At 38.7% G+C, this 21,245-nt stretch carries 20 protein-coding genes; all 20 read left to right on the top strand.

The window, feature by feature from the left end; translation table 11 throughout:
- Positions 1-55: 55 nt before the first annotated feature.
- The 20 genes from BW980_RS01295 to BW980_RS01200 all read left to right on the top strand — a co-directional run bounded on the left by BW980_RS01295 (position 56) and on the right by BW980_RS01200 (position 21,139).
- Complete coding sequence (locus BW980_RS01295) at positions 56-1,552, top strand: GH3 family acyl-acid amido synthetase (protein WP_076453160.1); 1,497 nt, start codon at positions 56-58, stop codon at positions 1,550-1,552.
- Positions 1,553-1,707: 155 nt separating this feature from the next.
- Complete coding sequence (locus BW980_RS01290) at positions 1,708-3,393, top strand: DUF6909 family protein (protein WP_076453159.1); 1,686 nt, start codon at positions 1,708-1,710, stop codon at positions 3,391-3,393.
- 3 nt (positions 3,394-3,396) lie between these two features.
- Positions 3,397-4,404, top strand: coding sequence for a hypothetical protein (locus BW980_RS01285; RefSeq protein WP_076453158.1), 1,008 nt, complete (start codon positions 3,397-3,399; stop codon positions 4,402-4,404).
- Between the two features lie 10 nt (positions 4,405-4,414).
- On the top strand, positions 4,415-5,437 hold the full coding sequence (rfbB, locus tag BW980_RS01280; RefSeq protein WP_076453157.1) for a dTDP-glucose 4,6-dehydratase: 1,023 nt from the start codon (positions 4,415-4,417) through the stop codon (positions 5,435-5,437).
- A gap of 3 nt (positions 5,438-5,440) precedes the next feature.
- Complete coding sequence (rfbA, locus tag BW980_RS01275) at positions 5,441-6,295, top strand: glucose-1-phosphate thymidylyltransferase RfbA (protein WP_076453156.1); 855 nt, start codon at positions 5,441-5,443, stop codon at positions 6,293-6,295.
- Positions 6,296-6,313: 18 nt separating this feature from the next.
- The gene (rfbC, locus tag BW980_RS01270; protein ID WP_076453155.1) at positions 6,314-6,859 is read left to right on the top strand and encodes a dTDP-4-dehydrorhamnose 3,5-epimerase; all 546 of its coding nucleotides are present in this window, start codon (positions 6,314-6,316) and stop codon (positions 6,857-6,859) included.
- Positions 6,856-7,632, top strand: coding sequence for a dTDP-4-dehydrorhamnose reductase (gene rfbD, locus BW980_RS01265; RefSeq protein WP_076453154.1), 777 nt, complete (start codon positions 6,856-6,858; stop codon positions 7,630-7,632). The genes rfbC and rfbD overlap by 4 nt, the downstream gene beginning before the upstream one ends.
- An 18-nt stretch (positions 7,633-7,650) precedes the next feature.
- Entirely contained in the window at positions 7,651-8,232 is a 582-nt protein-coding gene (locus BW980_RS01260) for an acyltransferase (RefSeq protein ID WP_076453153.1), read from the top strand.
- Between the two features lie 20 nt (positions 8,233-8,252).
- A complete protein-coding gene (locus BW980_RS01255; RefSeq protein WP_076453152.1) occupies positions 8,253-9,350 on the top strand; it encodes a DegT/DnrJ/EryC1/StrS family aminotransferase in 1,098 nt (365 codons plus the stop codon).
- Positions 9,347-10,285 carry a Gfo/Idh/MocA family protein gene (locus BW980_RS01250; protein ID WP_076453151.1) on the top strand — a complete coding sequence of 313 codons (939 nt, stop codon included), beginning with the start codon at positions 9,347-9,349 and terminating at the stop codon, positions 10,283-10,285. The genes BW980_RS01255 and BW980_RS01250 overlap by 4 nt, the downstream gene beginning before the upstream one ends.
- A 12-nt stretch (positions 10,286-10,297) precedes the next feature.
- Positions 10,298-11,347, top strand: a complete 1,050-nt coding sequence (wecB, locus tag BW980_RS01245) for a non-hydrolyzing UDP-N-acetylglucosamine 2-epimerase (RefSeq protein ID WP_076453150.1) — start codon at positions 10,298-10,300, stop codon at positions 11,345-11,347.
- Between the two features lie 8 nt (positions 11,348-11,355).
- On the top strand, positions 11,356-12,633 hold the full coding sequence (locus tag BW980_RS01240; protein ID WP_076453149.1) for a lipopolysaccharide biosynthesis protein: 1,278 nt from the start codon (positions 11,356-11,358) through the stop codon (positions 12,631-12,633).
- Between the two features lie 58 nt (positions 12,634-12,691).
- Positions 12,692-13,237: an acyltransferase gene (locus tag BW980_RS01235; protein ID WP_076453148.1), complete on the top strand. Its 546-nt coding sequence runs from the start codon at positions 12,692-12,694 to the stop codon at positions 13,235-13,237.
- 88 nt (positions 13,238-13,325) lie between these two features.
- Positions 13,326-14,468, top strand: a complete 1,143-nt coding sequence (locus BW980_RS01230; protein WP_076453147.1) for a glycosyltransferase family protein — start codon at positions 13,326-13,328, stop codon at positions 14,466-14,468.
- Positions 14,469-14,496: 28 nt separating this feature from the next.
- Positions 14,497-15,756 (top strand): O-antigen ligase family protein, encoded by a 1,260-nt coding sequence (locus tag BW980_RS22110; RefSeq protein ID WP_083690316.1) that lies wholly within the window; start codon positions 14,497-14,499, stop codon positions 15,754-15,756.
- Complete coding sequence (locus tag BW980_RS01220) at positions 15,753-16,976, top strand: hypothetical protein (RefSeq protein WP_076453145.1); 1,224 nt, start codon at positions 15,753-15,755, stop codon at positions 16,974-16,976. Before BW980_RS22110 ends, BW980_RS01220 begins: the two co-directional genes overlap by 4 nt.
- Positions 16,963-17,760, top strand: a complete 798-nt coding sequence (locus BW980_RS01215; protein ID WP_076453144.1) for a glycosyltransferase — start codon at positions 16,963-16,965, stop codon at positions 17,758-17,760. Before BW980_RS01220 ends, BW980_RS01215 begins: the two co-directional genes overlap by 14 nt.
- Entirely contained in the window at positions 17,757-19,001 is a 1,245-nt protein-coding gene (locus BW980_RS01210; protein ID WP_076453143.1) for a hypothetical protein, read from the top strand. Before BW980_RS01215 ends, BW980_RS01210 begins: the two co-directional genes overlap by 4 nt.
- Before the next feature lie 12 nt (positions 19,002-19,013).
- Positions 19,014-19,754 carry a glycosyltransferase family 2 protein gene (locus BW980_RS01205; protein ID WP_076453142.1) on the top strand — a complete coding sequence of 247 codons (741 nt, stop codon included), beginning with the start codon at positions 19,014-19,016 and terminating at the stop codon, positions 19,752-19,754.
- A gap of 89 nt (positions 19,755-19,843) precedes the next feature.
- The gene (locus tag BW980_RS01200; protein ID WP_245799919.1) at positions 19,844-21,139 is read left to right on the top strand and encodes a sugar transferase; all 1,296 of its coding nucleotides are present in this window, start codon (positions 19,844-19,846) and stop codon (positions 21,137-21,139) included.
- Positions 21,140-21,245: the final 106 nt, after the last annotated feature.

Below are 21,245 nucleotides of genomic sequence, written 5' to 3'. Positions count from 1 at the left end.
TACGGAAAGTGCCGTGACCGATGCGCTCACCTAAACCTGGATATTTGATTCTTATATGTCGATAAAATCACTTGCAGCAAAAATTTTCGCAAAACGCATCGCCAAGCAAACGGCGAAGTGGAGAGATAACCCCGTAGCTACCCAAGAAGCGGTCTTTCATGAGTTGGTGCAAAAAGCCAAGCGTACCAAGTTTGGTCTTGACCATGGTTTTGAGCACATAAAATCGCACGAAGATTTTAAGAAGAAGGTGCCTATTCGTGATTACGAAGCATTAAAGCCTTACGTACAAGAAGTCGTAGAAGGTAAGGAAGATATTCTTTGGCCGGGCAAACCCATTTATTTTGCCAAAACCTCGGGAACGACTTCAGGGGCCAAATATATCCCTATTAGCGATACTTCCATCAAACATCAGGTAAACGCATCGCGTAACGCCATTCTCAATTATATCAACGAAACCGGAAATGCCGATTTTGTAACCGGGAAGATGATTTTTTTACAAGGAAGTCCCGAACTGGATGAAAAGAACGGAATAAAATTGGGCAGGCTCTCAGGTATTTCGGCCCACTATGTGCCTAACTATCTCCAGAAAAATCGCCTTCCCAGTTGGGAGACCAATTGTATTGAAGATTGGGAGACCAAGGTAAATACCATTGTCGAAGAAACCATGAACGAAGATATGACCGTTATTGCCGGCATACCTTCTTGGGTTCAGATGTATTTTGAAAAGTTGGAAAGTAAGTCGGGACAGAAAATAGGGGACCTCTTCAAAAATTTTCAACTCTTTATTTACGGTGGGGTCAACTACGAACCCTATCGGGCCAAATTTGAAGGTCTGATCGGCAAAAAAGTAGATAGCATAGAACTCTTTCCCGCAAGTGAAGGCTTCTTTGCCTATCAAGATGCCCAAAATGAAAAGGGGATGCTCTTGTTGTTGAATTCGGGAATATTCTATGAGTTTGTTAAGGCCGATGAGTTTTTTGATGAAGATCCCGAACGGATTACTATCAAAGATGTAGAGCTGCACGTGAACTACGTGATGATCATTTCCACAGATGCAGGTCTCTGGGCCTATAATTTAGGGGATACCATTCAGTTTATTTCTTTGAAGCCCTATAAAATCATTGTTTCTGGGCGAATCAAACATTTTATCTCGGCCTTTGGTGAACACGTAATCGCTAAAGAAGTGGAAGAAGCCATGCAATTGGCGGTGAATGAAACCGGGGCCCGTATCAACGAGTTTACGGTAGCACCCCAAATTACTCCCGAGGGCAATCAACTGCCCTATCATGAATGGTTGGTGGAATTTGAACAGGAACCCTCCGATATGGCGAAGTTCATAGAAATTCTAGATGTTTCCTTACAAAAACAGAACAGTTACTATTTTGACCTGATCGATGGGAAAATCTTGCAGACCTTAAAGGTCACACCGATAAAGGAAGGCGGTTTCAACGCCTATATGAAATCGATTGGAAAACTAGGGGGGCAGAACAAGGTTCAACGTTTGGCCAACGACCGTAAAGTGGCCGACGGATTGGTTTCTTTCAGGAAATAATACGAAGAAGGATATCTTCTTTTTGGTAAGGCGCTATAGTTGCTATATTTTTAATCTTAAAAACAATTGAACACGTATATCGAGTAAAGAAAGAGTCAACATTTGCCCTGTTCTCGATACCGGGAAAAATATCGTAATTTTGAACGAAATTAGTTATGGGAAATACAACTAACAATACGCGGGCCCAAGAATCTACGAATGCCATTGAACGCCTCTATATCACAATGCGCCATCTGTTCAATCGCGGTTTTTATAAGCCTACGGGCGTATCGGGTGAATCGTTGAAAAACGCATTGCTGCAACTTCGACCTGAAATATACGGATCCATAGCCGAAGAAAAGGCCGAGTTGAGCGGACTCATCTATGTTCTTGAACGCTTACCAAAGGGCATCGAACAATGCCGCTTTATCAATTTGACCTCAGATGAAGGGTATAGCAAATCTCATTTTGTACCCATCGTACCCCCTAAGCGGAGAAGAAATTGTTATCGTATCGATGACGAGCAAATGAATATAGAAATTACCCGTGGACGTTCAGATATCTACGATATTTTGACCCACCTCACGTTTCTGTTCATTGAATCGGAGAAAATCTGTAAAAGGGTGTTGATCGAAGATACCGATCGTACGATACGTGATTGGTCTAAATTGGAAGAGGCCGTCAATAAAGAAGAACTTAGTTTGGCCGAAAGAGAGGTGGCCGTTATACATACCGCAAACATTTTGGGCCGCTCCTTCATTGAAATTATGGAGGTTCATGAGCAATTTGCCACCGAAGAACGACCCGATCGCTTTTTGGAAATTGTTTATTGGCTGGGCAAATTGGCCATAGAAGAAGAAATTACCGGTAATAAAAGGGCCATAACGTTCAGTTCGCTGTTGCGCGAGCGTTTGGGCCACCATATCCACGGGGAACGTTGGGCGGACACCATTAAGGAAACCTTACGAAAGAACGGACTCTTACATCGGCCGATTCATATCATTAGTGCGAACATGCACAGTGTCATGAATACTTTATTCGCCAAAAATGCCTTAAAAAAGGAATTTTCAGGAAAGGAATCCTTAAAAATCTATGAAGCCTTAAGCTCTTCCCTAAATGAAGAACTGAGAGCCAAGGTAACGGTAGTGGCCAAAAAGAACGGGATGATTGCTATTGATGATTTTTCGGGCACCAACATAGACGTACAGTTGTTCGATACGGCAAAAATGGGTGCTGACGCCTGTGGTTATGCACTGCCCAAAGGAATGAAGGAAGCGGAAAAGCCGGTAATCTTTGTCATGGATTATGCTTTTGGCGAACAAGCCTATGAAACCATTGATGAACTCTTAAAGCCTTATAAGGAACCGGGCAAAGCACCGGTTTTTCTGAATGTAGCTTCTATTTCGGTAATGGGAAAGGCTGGCATTCTTGAAGGAGGAAAAGGAGATTTAATGATTCCTTCGGCCCATATCTTTGAAGGTACGGCAGACAATTATCCGTTCAAAAACGAACTGTGTGCCGAAGATTTTAAAGGACACGGACTTAAGGTTTTTGAAGGCACCATGGTAACCGTTTTGGGTACTTCCCTTCAAAACAAGGATGTACTCGAGTTTTTTCACCAAAGTACATGGAACGTGGTAGGCCTTGAAATGGAAGGAGTACATTATCAAAAGGCAATACAGTCCGCCTCCAAGATTCGTAAAAGCATACAGGATAATGTTAAAGTACGATATGCCTACTATGCCTCCGATAACCCATTGGAAACCGGAAGCACCTTGGCCTCGGGCGGCCTAGGAACTACCGGGGTAAAACCTACCTATCTCATAACCGAGAAAATATTGGAACAAATTTTTAATTCATAATAGATGACCGATAACAAACCAAACAGTACCACTTCCTCTGATGAAATCGATTTGGGGCAGTTGCTCAAGATGATCGCCAATGGTTTTAACCGTGTGGGAATCGCTTTTTTACGTGTGTTTTTATACCTTAAGAAAAATGCACTCATATTAATCGGTCTGATTGTGCTGGGCGTGGTCATTAGTTTTGTATTGAGCATACTGGGGAATGAAAAATTGAAATCGGAGACCATCGTAAGGCCCAATTTTGATAGTACGGATTATGTGTACGATGCCATTGCGGAAATACAGTCCAACATTTACAGTCAAGACACGGCCTTCTTTCAAAAAATAGGGATTTCGGTACACGATTTAAAAGGGTTTAAAATTGAGATCCAACCTATTTCAGACCTAGAAGAGGCTAAGGAGAAGGAAGAGCAGGAACTGCGTTATCTGGAGCTTTTAGAGAATTTTAAGGAGGAGAGCTTTGTCGTCGATATTGTACGTTCAGAACTTACCAAAAAGAGTATTTTGGCCCACCGTGTGACCTTTACGTATATCGATGCTGACAAGGGAACCGAAGCGGCCCGGAAAATATTGGATTATATTAACGGCAACGCCTACTATGATAAAGTTATAAAGACATTTAAGGAAAATGCTCAAATGCGTATCGACAAAAATACCGGGCTTATTGCTCAAATTGATCAGCTTTTGGAGAACTACTCGAAAACCTTATTAAGGGAGGGTTCAGAAAAGGCAAATGGTTCGGTTTATATGGAAAACGAAAGTGCCCTGAACATAGCTTCCCTATTGACCTTAAAGAACGATTTTTTAAAGGAAATAGAGGAAAAGCAAGCGGAACTTACGAATCAAGGAGAAATCCTTAGTATTATCAACATGGGAAACCCCCAAGTCTTTAAAAAGCCTTTTTTTAACGATAAGTTCTTCTTGGTGCCTATGGCCTTGGTGGTTTTGTTTTTTGTGATATCCTTTATTCGGTTCTTGAACAGGAGAGCTAAAGAGTTGCAGTTATAGAAAAGCAAAAATGCCTAATAGAACAATTCTTATAACAGGTGGGGCAGGTTTCATAGGAAGCAACTTCATTCCGTTTTTCTTGGAGGAACATCGCGATGTTTCCATCGTGAACCTTGATAAACTTACCTATGCTGGAAACCTTGACCATCTCGAAGAAGTTAAAAATAACGAACGGTATAAGTTTGTTCAGGGCGATATTTGCGATGCCGGTTTGGTGGGGTCAATTTTTAACAACCACCGCATTACGGATGTTATTCACTTTGCGGCAGAGTCTCATGTAGACAATTCAATAGAAGGCCCCGAGGCATTTATTAAAACCAATATTAACGGAACCTTTACCTTGCTCGAAGCTGCGCGGCAACATTGGCTGGATAAGGCGAATCGTGCGAAGACCGGTTTTGAAACCTCGCGTTTTCACCATATTTCTACGGATGAGGTCTATGGTAGTTTAGGGGAATCGGGATTTTTTGATGAAAATACCGCATACGCCCCCAATAGTCCTTATAGCGCTTCAAAGGCGGCTTCCGATTTTTTGGTGAGAAGTTATTTTCATACCTATGGACTTCATGTGGTTACCAGCAATTGTTCTAACAATTACGGGCCTAAACAGCACGATGAAAAATTGATTCCTACCATTATCCGAAAGGCCTTGGCGGGAGAGGAAATCCCCATTTATGGAGATGGAAAGAATGTTAGGGATTGGTTATATGTACGGGATCATTGTACGGGTATAAATGCCGCCTTTACCCGAGGGAAAGCTGGAGAAACCTACGTTATTGGAGGCAATAATGAGCACAACAATATTCACATTGCCCAAAAAATATGTGCTATTTTAGACGAAGTACGGCCGAGACGGAAAGGAAGCTATACGGAACAGATAGCCTTTGTTAAAGATCGTTTAGGGCATGATTTCAGATATGCCATAGATGCGACCAAAATCAAGACGGAACTCGATTGGGAACCGAAATCGGATTTTGATTCCGGACTTCGGGAGACGGTCTCATGGTATATTAACAAATATCAGAAGGTTTAGCATATGAAGGGTATCATTTTAGCAGGAGGATCAGGAACGCGCTTACACCCCCTTACATTGGCCGTAAGCAAGCAGCTTATGCCCATTTACGACAAGCCGATGATATATTACCCATTGGCCACCCTTTTGTCCGCTGGTATTCAAGAAATTTTGATTATAACGACCCCACAGGATATTGGCCTTTTTCAAAAATTATTGGGAGACGGAAGTCAATTGGGCTGTAATTTTCAATTTGCCGTACAAGAGAACCCGAACGGATTGGCAGAAGCTTTCATTATAGGGGCGGATTTTATAGGAAACGATAAAGTGGCCCTTATTTTAGGCGATAATATATTTTATGGCTCCGGTCTTGCAAAGCTACTCCAGGCGAACAACGACCCCGATGGAGGTATCATTTATGGCTATCACGTACAAGACCCGAAGCGCTACGGTGTAGTGGAGTTTGATAAGAGCGGGAAGGCAATTTCCATAGAGGAAAAACCCCAGAACCCTAAATCTAATTATGCGGTTCCTGGCATCTACTTCTACGATAATGAGGTGTTGGAAATAGCAAAGCGCATTAAACCCAGCCCTAGGGGCGAATTGGAAATTACCGATATTAATAAAGAGTATCTCGCTAAGGAAAAATTGACGGTGAGTATCTTAGATCGAGGTACGGCCTGGTTAGATACCGGAACCTTCAGTTCCCTTATGCAGGCCTCGCAATTTGTTGAGGTTATTGAAGAGCGTCAGGGACTAAAGGTGGGAGCCATTGAAGAGGTGGCCTATACGATGGGATATATTTCTCGGGAACAACTACATAAATTGGCCAAACCGCTGGTAAAAAGTGGTTACGGCAGCTATTTGCTAGAGTTATAATCGACGGAAAACCGCAATATGAAAATAACGGAAACCAGCTTAAAAGGCTGTTTTATCATACAACCGAGATTATTTAGAGATGAGAGAGGTCTCTTTTTTGAATCGTATCAACAAAAAAAATTCGAAAGCGCTATCGGGAAAGAAGTCCACTTTGTCCAAGATAATATCTCGGTATCGAAAAAAGGGGTACTAAGAGGACTTCATTTGCAGACAGGGCTTCACGCCCAGGCCAAATTGGTGCAGGTAGCCCATGGGGAAGTATTGGATGTGGTAGTCGACTTAAGGCCTGAAAGTCCTACTTTCGGACAGCATTTTAAGCAAATATTGTCTAGTGAAAATAGAACCTCTATTTTTATACCAAAAGGTATGGCCCATGGTTTTTTGACCTTGAGCGAAGAGGCCACCTTTATGTATAAGTGCGATGCTTTTTACAACTTGGCTTCCGAAAGTGGTATAATCTATAACGACGAGGATTTAAAAATTGATTGGGAGAGCCCGGTAGAGTCGCCTATTATTTCCGAAAAAGACAAGTTACTTCCTACCTTTAAAGAATTTTTTAAATGAAGTCCGTACTCGTTACCGGGGCCAAGGGGCAGTTGGGGAAAAGTATTCAGAAAATCGCTTCTGACTACCCACAATTACACTTTACATTCGCTGATTCCAAAGATTTAGATATTACGGATCCAAAATCCGTTGCGGAAAAACTTTCGAATAAGGCCTTTAGCCATTGTATCAATTGTGCTGCCTATACCAATGTAGAAAACTCTGAAAAAGAGCCTGAGAAGGCGTTTAAAGTCAATTCAGAAGGCGTTAGGAACTTGGCATTGCTTTGTCAAGAACAACAAACGGTACTGATCCATATTTCAACAGACTATGTTTTTGACGGGGAGAAAGGTTCTCCATACTTGGTGACCGATACAACTAATCCCATCAATGTCTATGGGGCATCTAAGTTGGAAGGGGAACAGCATATTCAAAGTTTGATGAGCGCTTATTTTATTGTAAGAACGTCTTGGCTCTATTCGGAGTATGGAAAAAACTTCTATAAGACGATTCTTCAAAAAGCCAAAGAAGGAGCTGATCTTAGTGTGACCGATGAGCAGGTCGGTTGCCCGACCCATGCAGAAAATTTGGCCAGATATGTATTGGATTTAGTAGTAGAAGACCGTGAAACTTATGGCATTCACCATTTTACGGATGAAGAAAGTTTAAGTTGGTACGGTTTCGCACAAAAAATACTAAGTGAAAATAATCTGGCGGATAAGGTGCTACTTGAGAAAGCGAAGAATTATCGTACTTTTGCTAGAAGGCCCAAGTATAGTGTCTTAAAAAAATAATAGAATAAATTTCCCAATATGTCTACCCCTACATTTTTTGCCCATGAAACCGCCGTTGTCGATGAAGGCTGTACCATTGGAGAAGGCACTAAAATATGGCACTTTTCCCACATCATGTCCGATTGCAAAATAGGGGAAAGGTGTAATATTGGGCAGAACGTCGTAGTCTCGCCCCAGGTAGTGCTCGGTAACAATGTTAAAGTTCAAAATAATGTATCGATATATACGGGCGTTATCTGTGAGGATGATGTTTTTCTAGGGCCTTCCATGGTCTTTACGAATATCATCAATCCTAGAAGTGCCATTATCCGTCGCGATAGTTATCAGGAGACACTCGTAAAGGAAGGAGCTTCGGTCGGTGCCAACGCTACCATTGTCTGTGGCAATGCCTTAGGAAGGTTTTGTCTTATTGGTGCCGGTGCGGTAGTGACCAAGGAAGTTCCCGATTATGCGCTTATTGTCGGAAATCCCGGGAGGCAGATAGGTTGGGTAAGCGAGTACGGCCACCGTCTAAAATTTAACGAGGATCATTTGGCTATATGCCCAGAAAGTGGACAAGAATACAAATTAAGCGGCAATAGTGTAATACGAATAAAATAATACTAAATCATAGACCCTATATGAAAATCGATTTTGCCAACCTGACCAAGGCGTATGACGAACATAGCGCCGAATTTGAGCAGGTATCTTTAGATGTGATGTCATCGGCCAGGTATATTTTGGGCAAGGAAACGGAAGAGCTTGAAACATCTTTGCGAGAATATGTAAAAAGCGATTATGCTTTGGGGGTCTCATCGGGCACCGATGCGCTGTTATTAAGTATGATGGCATTGGGCATACGAGGAGGGGATGAAGTCATAACCACGCCTTTTACCTTTATAGCTACGGCCGAGACCATTACCTGTTTGGGAGCAAAACCGGTTTTTGTCGATATAGATGAAGAAACTTTCAATATAGACGTTTCTCAAATTGAGAAAGCCATAACCGACAAGACCAAGGCTATTATGCCGGTATCGCTATATGGGCAAATGGCCGATATGGACGAAATCAACGCCATTGCGACCAAGCACAACTTGGTGGTGATCGAGGATGCCGCACAGAGCTTTGGGGCGCTTTACAAGGGAAAACGAAGTTGCTCGGCCTCAACCATTGGCTGTACCAGTTTCTTTCCCGCAAAACCATTGGGATGCTTTGGTGACGGGGGAGCGGTCTTTACACAAGACCGGGAGCTTTACGAGAAAATGAAAGCGATGCGCGTACACGGACAGGTAAAGCGCTATACCCACAAATATATCGGTATGGGCGGACGATTGGACAACCTTCAGGCCGCTATCCTGAACGTAAAGCTTCGACATTACGGGAAAGATATTGAAAGAAGGCAGCAGGTTGCCAAGCAATACACCGAATTGCTCAAGGGCCATGTATTGACACCGAGCATAAAAGAAGACCGAACTTCGGTCTGGGCACAGTATACCATTAGAATCAAAAACCGGGAAGAACTCCAGTCTAAACTGAAGGACGCTGGTATTCCTACCGCGGTACACTATCCGATACCCATGCATTTACAAGAATGTTTTGCTTATTTAGGACACAAAAAGGGTGATTTTCCCATTAGCGAGACTTGTGCTTCAGAGGTCATGAGCCTTCCCATGAATCCGTATTTAACCACTGACGAAATAGAATATATAACATCAAACATAATAAACTCTTTTAGATGAAAAACTTCGCACTAATTGGCGCAGCAGGCTATATAGCGCCCAGGCACATGAAAGCCATTAAGGATACAGGAAACAACTTACTTACGGCTTTCGATAAAGGCGATAGTGTGGGGGTAATCGATTCTTATTTTCCCAATGCGGATTTTTTCGTCGAATTCGAGCGTTTTGATCGCCATATAGAAAAGTTGAAATATGAAAAGGATACTTACTTAGACTACGTAAGTATCTGTTCGCCCAATTATCTTCATGATGCGCATATTCGGTTCGCATTGCGTAGTGGTGCAGATGCCATTTGTGAAAAACCCTTGGTACTCAACCCTTGGAATGTAGATAAGCTGCAGCATGTTGAGGAAAAGACGGGCAAGAAAATATACAACATTTTACAGTTAAGGGTACACCCCAGTATTATTGCCCTGAGGGAGAAAGTAAAGAATGCCAAGAAGGATACAAAATTTGAAGTAGACCTTACCTATCTTACCTCCAGGGGACACTGGTACCATACCTCATGGAAAGGAGACAAGACAAAGTCAGGGGGTATAGCTACCAACATAGGGGTGCATTTTTATGATATGCTCTCTTGGATATTCGGAGATATACAGCAAAATATCGTACACGTACACGAAAACGACCGTGCTGCGGGCTATTTGGAGTTCGAGAACGCCAGGGTAAAATGGTTTCTTTCGATCAGTTCTAAGTACTTGCCGAAAGAAATTAAGGAAAAAGGGCAGACTACCTTTAGGTCTATTACCATAAATGGCGAGGAATTAGAATTTAGCGGCGGTTTTACGGACCTTCATACCATGGTGTATAAAGATATACTCGCGGGCAAGGGTTATGGCGTTGATGCGGCCAGAACAGCTATAGAAATCGTTCATGATATTCGTAACTCTGAACCAATAGGTTTGAAGGGGGAATATCATGGGTTTTTAAAATAGCAAATAGATTTTATGAAAATAGTAGCCATAATTGGAGCAAGGCCCCAGTTTATCAAACATTTTCCATTTGAACTGGCTTGTAAAGGAAAGGTTGAATTGGTAACGATTCATACGGGGCAACATTATGATGCAAATATGAGTGAGGTTTTTTTCAATCAACTGAAAATGACCCAGCCCGATTATACGCTACATGTTGGAAGTGGTGCCCATGGTGAGCAAACGGGGAAGATGATGATTGAAATAGAAAAAATCATAGAAGAGACGAAGCCGGATGGAGTGGTTGTTTATGGTGATACCAATTCAACTCTAGCTGGTGCATTGGTGGCATCAAAAATGCATATTCCTTTGTTTCATATCGAAGCGGGTTTGAGAAGCTTTAATAAAAAAATGCCCGAAGAGGTAAATCGCGTGCTTACCGATCATATTTCAGACTTACTGTTCGTACCTAGTGCTATTTCTGTACAGAACCTTGAAAACGAAGGGGTTCGAAAAGGAGTACATGTAGTTGGGGATATAATGAAGGATTTAGTGCAATATGTAACCCAAAACGATTTATTGAGGGAGTATGTTCCAAAAGAAAGGAACTTTTATTATGCAACCATACATAGGCCCTATAATACCGATGAAAAAAATCGACTAAAACATGTGTTGGACGTTCTTGAACAACTGGATAAAAAAGTTGTTTTTTCACTTCATCCAAGAACGAAAAACTTGGCTTCTAGCTACGGTTTAAATCTAGAAGACTATACCAACATCAATTTTATAGAACCACAATCCTATTTCTCCAACTTGGGGTACCTTCAAAACTCGGACGGTCTTATTACAGATAGTGGGGGCATGCAAAAGGAAGCTTTTTGGCTTAAAAAGAAATGCATGACCATACGAAAAGAGACAGAGTGGAGGGAAACTTTGGAAGACAACGCAAATGTTCTTGTATTTACGGATTTGTTGAAAATAAAAGAGGAATTGCAAAAACTCCCAAAAAAATGGGATGAAACCTTGTACGGTGATGGCGCTAGTGGATCAAAAATGATTGATAAGATTATTCAATTTTTGCAATAAACTGGAGTTTGGCTAAAAAGTTCACAATTAAATCTGAGTTTGTTAGGAATGTTCTGACATTGACATCTGGAACGGCGTTTGCTCAGTTAATACCATTGTTGTTAGCCCCATTTTTGTCTAGAATTTATAACCCTGAGGAGTTTGGCAGATTGGCTTTATATTTATCAATTGTTCAAATTTTGGGAGTAGTATCAAGCGGGCGTTATGAGTTGGCCATAATGTTGCCTAAAAAGCAAAAGGAAGGAGTTCAGGTTACACTGCTTTCAATTATAATTACTTTTATATTTTCAACAATTACTCTATTGGCTGTTCTGTTCTTTTCGAATGACATAGCCATTGCTCTTGGGGATTCAAAGTTGTCAGAGTGGCTTTATTTAGTTCCTCTTAGTGTTTTGTTAATGGGGTTATTTAATGCTTTGAATTACTTCAACACGCGAAAGAAGAAGTTTAAAAATATTGCCAAGGCAAATATTTTCAAATCATTCGGAGGTAATTTAACACAACTTCTTCTGGGACTTGCAAAATTTACAAGTGGGGGGCTAATCATTGGTCAAGTAGTGTCTCATCTTTTTGGGAATATTAAAATGGCAAAAACTTTTTTGAAGTATAAGGAAGAAATTAGAAGTACTTCCAGATTAGATTTGAAAGTTTTGGCGAAGAGATATATTAATTTTCCTAAATTTTCAATGTGGGGTATTTTTCTTAATACGTTGGCTATAAATGTAACCAATTTTTTTGTTTCTTGGTTCTATTCGATGGTGATATTAGGTCAATATGCTCATGCTTATAGATATTTAACCGTCCCCATCACTTTAATAGGCAGATCAATAGGTCAGGTTTATTTTCAAAGACTTTCTTCTCAAAGGGGAAATGCCAAATCTATGGAGGAGATTTTTATAGCCAGTTTAAAAAAAATAATTCTTATCGCAATAATCGTTTTTTTGCCTGTCTATTTTTTTATAGAAAGTTTTTTTCCAATTTTCTTTGGAGAAAAATGGATTGTTGCGGGAGAATATGCAAAAATATTAACACCTTTGATGGGAGTTAGGTTTGTTGTCTCGACATTGTCAATATCTCTAACAGTTATGGAAAAGCAAGACAAAGAATTATTGATGCACGTGGCCATCATTATAGGCACAGTCTTAATCTGGTTCTTTGCATATATCTATGAAATGAATATCAAAAATGCCATTGAACTTTATACGATAGGATTAAGTGCAGTTTACATTTTGATTCTTGGATATATATACAGTTCTTTTAAGCGAAGTAGTTTATTAAGCACATAATTTTATTTTTAAAAAAAGATTCTATAGCATATATGTTCTACTGGAAATTTTATGAAATATGAAAGAGATCTTGTTTGTTTTTGTAAAGCTGATAGCACCTTTTTTTTTTAGAAAAGAATATCTAAAGGGAAAATATTTTGAAAACTCTAAGGTTGGTTGGAGATGGGTTGCCCAAGGGTTATTCAAACAGAAAATTTTGGGATTTAACAAGTCCATACCTTGGCCTATAAATCATACTATAACGCTTTCCAACTGGAGGAATATAGAATTTCATGTAGATGATTTAAATAATTTTCAATCGGCTGGATGTTATTTTCAAAATTTTTCTGGAAAAATCTTTTTAGGGAAAGGTTGCTATATTGCCCCTAACGTGGGGTTAATAACTTCAAACCACGATTTAAGTAATTTAGACAAGCATTTAGAAGGCAAAGATATTGTTTTAGGCAAAAAATGTTGGATAGGAATGAATTCGGTCCTTTTGCCAGGTGTTCATTTAGGTGATCATACAATTGTTGGCGCTGGATCTGTCGTGACTAAGAGTTTTCCTCAAGGAAAACTAGTAATTGCTGGTAACCCTGCTAAAGTCTTAAAGACCATCTCATAAAGTTGTTAGAATTATTAAATATCCAAGAAACAGGCAAAAACTGTTTTATTAATTTCAACAAACATTTATTTTCTCTAAATATCTCATTATGAAAATTGTATATTTTGCCCAAATTAGTTTGTACAAGAATGACGGGGTTATAAATAAAATTAAGAACCAAGTAGATGCTTGGTTGTCAATTGGTCATGAGGTAAAATTGATTATTCTAACGAGCGATTCTAATAAGTTACTGGAGAGCACTGCTCTGTCCGAATTAAATGAACAAGGTTATGTAAAGCTTTTTAGAACAAAGAGTTTAGGTTTGCTACCTATAGATGTTTTGAAAGACTGGGTCGGTTTACATTCAACTTTTATTGAAGCCCGAGAGCATCTAGATAGTTTTAACCCAGATATAGTTTATGCACGGTATAGCCTGTACCAGCCTTTTTATCGTAGAATTGGTGAAAGGTTCAAATTAATTATTGAAGTGAATACTGATTTTGAATCAGAATATTTTTTATTGAGGAAGGAAGGGATAAAGAGGTGTTTGAGGTATTTATACTATAAATGCACTAATTCACTTTTTTTAAAGAGTGTTTCTGGGATTGCGGCTGTAACCAATGAGTTGGGAGAAAAGTATACTAGTAGGCCCACTGCAGTTTTTCCAAATTCCTTAAAAGTTTCCGATTATGAAATCTCTTCATATAAGCCTAATTCTAATGAGCGGAGTATGATATTTTTGGGAACACCCGGTATGGCATGGCATGGCATAGATATTTTAATCGAAATGGCTAAAATACTTAATCATGTTAAATTTCATATAGTTGGATATAGTTCTACCGATTTACCGGATGTTCCGAACAATGTTTTACTCCATGGCTTTTTAAAAAAGGAAGAGTATCTTAGGTTTATACTTCAATCAACAGCAGCTATAGGAACATTGGCTCTTTCTCGAAAAAATATGGAAGAGGCTTGCCCATTAAAGGTACGTGAGTATCTAGCCTGCTGTAGACCTGTTGTTCTTCCTTACAAAGAGACGGCATTTGAGATGAAGGGTTATCCTGATTGGGTTTTGAGAGTGGATTTTGAAAAAGATGGAATAGCTTGTGTGGCTAAAGGTATAAACACGTTCTTGGAACGTTGTCACGGATTTAATCTTAGACAAGAAGATGTATTACAGTACATAGATGTTTCTGAAATAGAAAAGCTTAGGTTACAATTTTTTGACAGAGTTCGCGCAAATAGAATTTAGAATTACCAAATTATTCTAATATAGCTAAATGAATATTCAGGAAAACAGTTTTATTCTTCGGTTTAAAAAGTATATGTCCTCACCTTATAGCGGGCAAATAGTTTTTCTTTTGATTCTTTTATATGTTCTATCTATTTTCTTTCTAGAAATCACTTTAGTGCCAAATAGAATTACGTTGTTGTGTATGTTCGTTTTCTCTATTTTGAGCTATTTATATCACAGAGAGCCGCTGAGGTTACGATTGAGAGATTTGTATACACAGCTATTTTTTATATTACCATTATTTTTTTTTATCGTTAATGGTTGTAATGATAGGGTTTTAATGCTCAATATTGTAATACCCTTGCTGTTGTTGATTTTAGGCAGTAAATTTTTCTCAAGTACTAGAATAATTGTATACCTGTATAAGTCTTTAAACATTTCTATATGTATTATATTTTTTCTGTGTCTTACAAGCGTGCTTCTCAAACTGTCAGATAGAACTCCGGAATATTGGTGGAATTCTTTTGTTCATAAGTCATTTGTAGAGATTTTAAATCAGCACCCAAGTTATGTTTCAATGCTCGTTTTGGTTGCCATTAATGGAAATTTAGAGCGACTGTATAGGAGCATATTGGAGAATAAAGTTATTGGCCTGTCATTAGGGGTATTTGCATTGAACCTCACTTTTCTTGTGCTGTTATCATCTAAGATGGCATATTTAATTTTAGTTGTTTTATTCGCTCTATTTGTAGTTAGGCTAATTGTAGCGAATAAATTGAAATGGGTTGGAGGTATTTTATTTGTGTTTGTTGTTCTGATATCCGTGTTGTACTATACCTTACCGTCAATTAAAGATAGGATTACCGTAGATTATCGCACCTTTGCTTCTAAAAATTTTGTTTTAGACAATAACAGTCCGGCTTCTGAGCGAATTCATATTTGGCGTACCAGTATTATGCTTATTGAAGAGAACCCTTTTGGCCGTTTCTGTATCGACACCAAAGAACAAATATGGTCTCGACTTGATAAAACGAACAAGGAAGAATTAGTCGAAAAAAACGCACACAATAATTTTCTTGAGTTCGGTCTGCGATACGGAGTATTGGGGATAATTGTCTTGTTTTTATTCGTTCTAGTTTGCTTTTATTTCTTTATTAAATACAAAGATTTCCTTTTCTTGGGCGTACTTTTAATCTTTCTGTTATTTTCCCTGACCGAAAGCACCTTATTTCGGGAAATGGGGGTAATATATATGGCATTTATTTTTCAACTGCATTTGTTGAATTTGAAAAAACCGGTTAGATGATTGAATTAGATAAGGTTTTCACTTTAGATGCTCTGGGATTGCTCTTGATGGGGGTATATTCCTGTTTCTTGTTTGCACTGTTTTTTGTTTTGCTAAAAAGAGAAAAACTTAATTCCCTTGTCGTTTGTATATTGGTTATAGCTTCTTTTTTGTGGCCCCTTTTTTTCTTCATTGTGAATGAGGTGGTAAATTTCAAATCAACCCCACCTGATAGCGTGGTATACGCAAGTATAATACAAGATTTTGGCACTTATTTCAATTTTTACTCGTTTGGTGTAAAAGGATATTCTATCCTTAATTTCCTTCAGTATCAACTTTGTTTTAAAAGGCCCTTTGTCTTTGTTGTCTTTAACATTTTCTATTATCAGGTTGCCGTTCTATTTATTTATAAGGCATTTAAGACCTTTCTTGTTTACCACAACAAAATGGTGGACCAGCGAAAGTTTTATGCTATACTTGTCGTTTGGTCTTCGTTTTATCCAATCACAGTCATTATTAATGCCAGTATTTTACGGGAGTCTATGGCTCTTATGTTCTTGGCAATATTTAGTTATTTGTTGATTAGATATATCGTAGCCCAAAAAGGCACGATGCTAATGGCCCTTTTTGTTTTAACCCTTGTTTTTGTAACTAGGCCACTAACTGGGGTGTGTTCGGTAATCGCCCTTTTCTTGGGGTATTGTTATAAGAACAAACTCTATTCCTTAAAGAACTTTATTTGGTTGGCCGTAATAATTGTAATTGTGAATTTTAGTATAAAGACAGTGGTTTCAAATTTATACCAGTTGGACTTTAATATGGCTTGGCTTATATCTTATCGTGACGCTTCCAATGCAAGGTTTGGAACGGAAGGCTATTCTACGATGAACTGGTCAGGACCTTTTGACTACGTTAAGAATGTTATGTTTTTAGTTTTACAATATTTACTGTCTCCTCTACCTATTTTGGTTTCCCCAACGGTAACCATGAATAAATTAATTCCATTAATTGATGCATTCTATATTATTTTTGTGCTAATTACACCGATTCTGCTGTTTTATAAAAAATATATGAAGGGTTGGTTATTGCTGTTTTTGATTTTCTTAGTTGTTCCGGCTTTATTTGAAACAAATATTTCCGGAGCTTATAGACATAGAATTAGTGCTGTTTTTTTTCTGATTCCTCTTGTCTCTTACATTATGGTCAATATCAAATTAAATAAGCTCTATGTCAGAGACTAAAATTACAATCTTGGTATCAACGGTTGACGGTGGAATATTACGGAACGACACCCTTTTAAACATGCCTCTTTCAACTAGTTTGAATATGGTAATCGTAAATCAAATGATAAAGAACGATGTGCCGTTATCTATTCAGAGAGATCACTGTAAAATCATAAACAGTAAAACAAAAGGATTGTCCGTCAGTAGGAATTTGGCATTGAACGAGGTTAGGTCCGGGTATGCAATCGTAGCTGACGATGATGTGGTATATGTTGATGGATTTGAAGAAAGAATAAGACAGGCATTTCAAAAGTTCAAAAAGCGAGCTATACTTACATTTAGGATCGAAACACCCGAGGGCGGATTTTTCAAGGATTATGCTAGTGAAGCTTTTGAGCATAATGCAAGGAGTCTTCTAAAGGTTTCGTCGATTGATATGGTGTTGAATGTTAGTGAGTTGAATTCTGACGTAAAATTTGATGAACAGTTCGGTTTGGGTGCCAAGTATAATACGGGTGAGAACAATATCTTTCTTTTAGACGCTCATAGAAAAGGACTGCTAATGGGATATGTTCCCGAAACAATCGTAATTCACCCTTTTGAAAATTCCGGACGAGTACTAAATGCAGGACACCTTTTTGCAAAGGGAGCGGTATTTAGAAGGATGTTTGGTTTAAAAGGATTAGCGATAATTATTGTTTTTTGTATTAAGAAAAGAAAAGAAATGAAGGATTCTGGGCTCAACTTTATGAATGGTATTTCTTCAGGAATTAAGGGCTTTTTTAAATATAGAAATAAATGAATAAGTTCGAGAAGGTCGTTTACAATACGGTTAAGAAATTTCCATTTTTAAAATCATTTGTTCGTGATGTCTATCAGGGCATAATGGTTATGGTATCTCCTCCTAAAAGCAAGAAAGTAACAGACTATAATGTTATTGAGCGAGAAGGCTTTTTTTTTGGATTTCATGATAAAATTCCATGGTCTTATGACAATTCTAAGCTTTTGGCTCACCGAATCAAAAATGTAAATTCAATCAATAGTGAAGGGGAAATTGAAATTGGGTATTTCCATGAAGATTTAGAAACGTTCGAGCCATTAGGGGTAACCTCATCTTGGAATTGGCAACAGGGAAGTATGTTGCAGTGGGTAAATAGTGAAGAGATTATTTTTAATGTTTGGGACGGAAAGGGCAATGGAGCTAGAATAATTGATTTGACGGGAAAGGTTATCAGAAACCTTAACCATCCGGTTAGCGTAGTTTCCAATTGTGGACAGTTTGCCCTTTCATTTTCATTCAATCGACTTGGTGTTGGAATGCCGGGATATGGGTATGAACATGTAGACAGGGGTGAAGACGTTTCTATTCAGGAACCTGAGGATAGTGGAATCTACCTTTATGATTACAAAGGGGACACCTTTAAGATGTTATTTTCTGTAAAGACTATTGCCAATTATAAGAGGGAAGAATCAATGGATGGGGCGTATCACTTTTTGACCCACACACAATTTTCACCAGATTCAAAAAGATTTTTATTTCTACATAGGTGGCAAGAAGGTTCTAGTAAAAGGGTTAATACCAGGCTACTGACAAGTGATTTGGAAGGGAAAGACCTTTATCTCCTCAATAGCAATGGGATGGTCTCTCACTTAACGTGGTTTAGGGGGAATAAGATTTTAGCCTATGCTTCAACAAAAAAATATGGTGATGCTTACACTATTTTTACGGATAAGTCGGAAGATGTTGCGATTCTAAATCCTGATGAATTTAACTCAGATGGTCACCCTCAGTTTTGTAATAATAACGGGTTGATAGTATCTGACACCTATCCTAACAGGTCCAGAATGCAACAATTATTTCTCTTGGATGTCGCTGAGCAAGAGAAAAAAGTGTTAGGCTCCTTTTTTTCGCCATTAAAATATAAGGAAGTCTACAGGTGTGATTTGCATCCAAGATGGGATAGATTGGGGAATATGATTTGTTTTGATTCTGTCCATACTGGTGTAAGGTCAATTTGTGTGATGAAGCTGAAAGGGGAATAATTAATTTTTTTAATGGTTAGTATAATAACACCCGTCTATAACTCAGAAAAGTATATTACTCATTGTATTGAGTCTGTACTCGCCCAAACCTACGGTAATTGGGAGCATATTCTTGTTGATGACTGTTCTACAGATAAGAGTATTGCAATAATATCTGAGTATGCGAAAAACGACACACGAATTCGTCTTTTGCAATTAGAGAGTAATAGTGGTGCGGGTATAGCAAGAAATACGGCCATAGAAGCCGCCAAAGGGCGTTATATAGCCTTTTTGGACAGTGATGATGCTTGGCTTCCCCAAAAGTTAAAGACGCAAGTATCCTTTATGCAGGATAACAATTATTATTTTACGTATACGGCCTATGACAAAATGAATGAATTGGGTGAATCTCTGAATCAACCTGTAAATGTAAAATCTAAAACCACCTACCATTCTGCTTTATTCAAAAACCCTATTGGCTGTTTGACCGCAATGTATGATGTAGATTTTTTTGGGAAACAATATATGCCGGAGATTCGTAAGCGCCAAGATTATGCACTTTGGCTGAAATTATTGAAGAAAACTGACGCATATGGCTTAGACAAGATATTATCTACTTACAGAATAGGCAATGAATCAATATCTTCCAACAAGTTTAAATTGATTAAATATGAATGGCGAATTTACCGAGAAGTAGAAGGCTTATCCCTCTTACAATCTATATTTTATACCGTTTCCGCAATCATTTTAAAATTGAAAAGCTACATTTGGTAGTTCAAAATTATTAAGAAATGCCTAGGCCTTCCATTTTAAATTCTGTAGAAAGAAAGTTTATACTATTTGTAGGTGACTTAATTATTATTTTGGCATCGTTGAATGTACTTGTCAATAATGCTATTGATGCCAAGTATATCCTAATGGGCATTAAAGTAATTGTTTTTTCATTCGGAATAACTAGTTACTTGGTATTAGCGTATATTCTAGAATTTTATAATCTTGAGAAAGTATCGAATCGCAAGAAGGTTTTTTCACAATCGCTCTATATAAGCGGATTATATGTTTTGGCGGTCTTCCTCTTCTTGGTCATCGTTTACGATGTCAGTTTTTGGCGAATGCCATTATTGTATTTTTTGGTACTTACCCCTATAGAAATCGGTCTTTGGAGATTGTTCTTTAGAAATATATTTAGCGTGATTCCCGTTACTAAGAATGTGCTTTATATCTACGACGGGCATGCTATGGGCACGGTAAAGGACGACATCGGATTAATCAACGGGGACGAGATGAAGACCTTTTACAAGGTTAAACTTACCTACCCCTTAGATGACGCCAATTACTTTACGAAGCCATCCTTTATTTCGGCAGCCGATAAAATTGATGCCTACATTATAAACCTCCGCAGCTATGACGACTTGCCCAAAGATCTGGAGAAAATGCTCTTAAGGGCTATTTTGCTCGGAAGGGAAGTCGTAACGTTTACTTCGTTCTATGAGAATACTTACGAAGCCTTGCCCATTAGATCTCGAAATGATAGCTTTTACGAAATATTGCAGCTTAGAAACCGAAAAATACGATACCTGGGTAGAATCTTTACCTTCAGTGTAAATTTTATACTCTCTATTGTGGTGGGATTCATTTGTGTTTTTTGTATCCCCATAGTTTGGTTCTTAAACCTTTTTTTCAACAAGGGCCCCTTATTTTACACCCAAAAACGGGTCGGCTTGCACGGTAAGGAATTCAAGATATATAAGTTCAGGTCAATGGTCGTCGATGCCGAAAAAAGTGGTGCGGCCATGGCAAAGGCCAATGATGCGCGAATTACCCCCTTTGGTAAAATATTGAGGTTGTTCCGAATTGACGAGTTGCCACAGATCATTTCCATTATCAATGGCGATATGCAATTTATCGGTCCGAGACCCGAGCGTAAGGTATTTGTTGACCAATTGAACGAAATGATACCCTACTACGGGGTACGGCACTTGATCAAACCTGGAATTACCGGATGGGCCCAAGTAAAATATAAATACGGGGAAAATCTTGAAGACTCCATCCGTAAGCTTGAGTACGACCTGTATTATATCAAGAACAAATCAATAACACTCGATTTTCGAATATTGTTCAAAACCGTGACCACAGTTCTGTTTTCAAGGGGCGTTTAACCTGGTTATTCCTAGGGCTGCCATTGCCAGGTTCTATAGAGCTGGCACAACAAATGAATATTTTGTGCATTTTAGTGCTAATTCCACTTCAAAACGTATTTTTGCG

The sequence above is a fragment of the Zobellia uliginosa genome (assembly GCF_900156625.1).
Taxonomy (GTDB): domain Bacteria; phylum Bacteroidota; class Bacteroidia; order Flavobacteriales; family Flavobacteriaceae; genus Zobellia; species Zobellia uliginosa.
The sequence above is the reverse complement of the archived record's forward strand: the minus strand, read 5'-3'. Positions and strand labels throughout refer to the sequence as shown.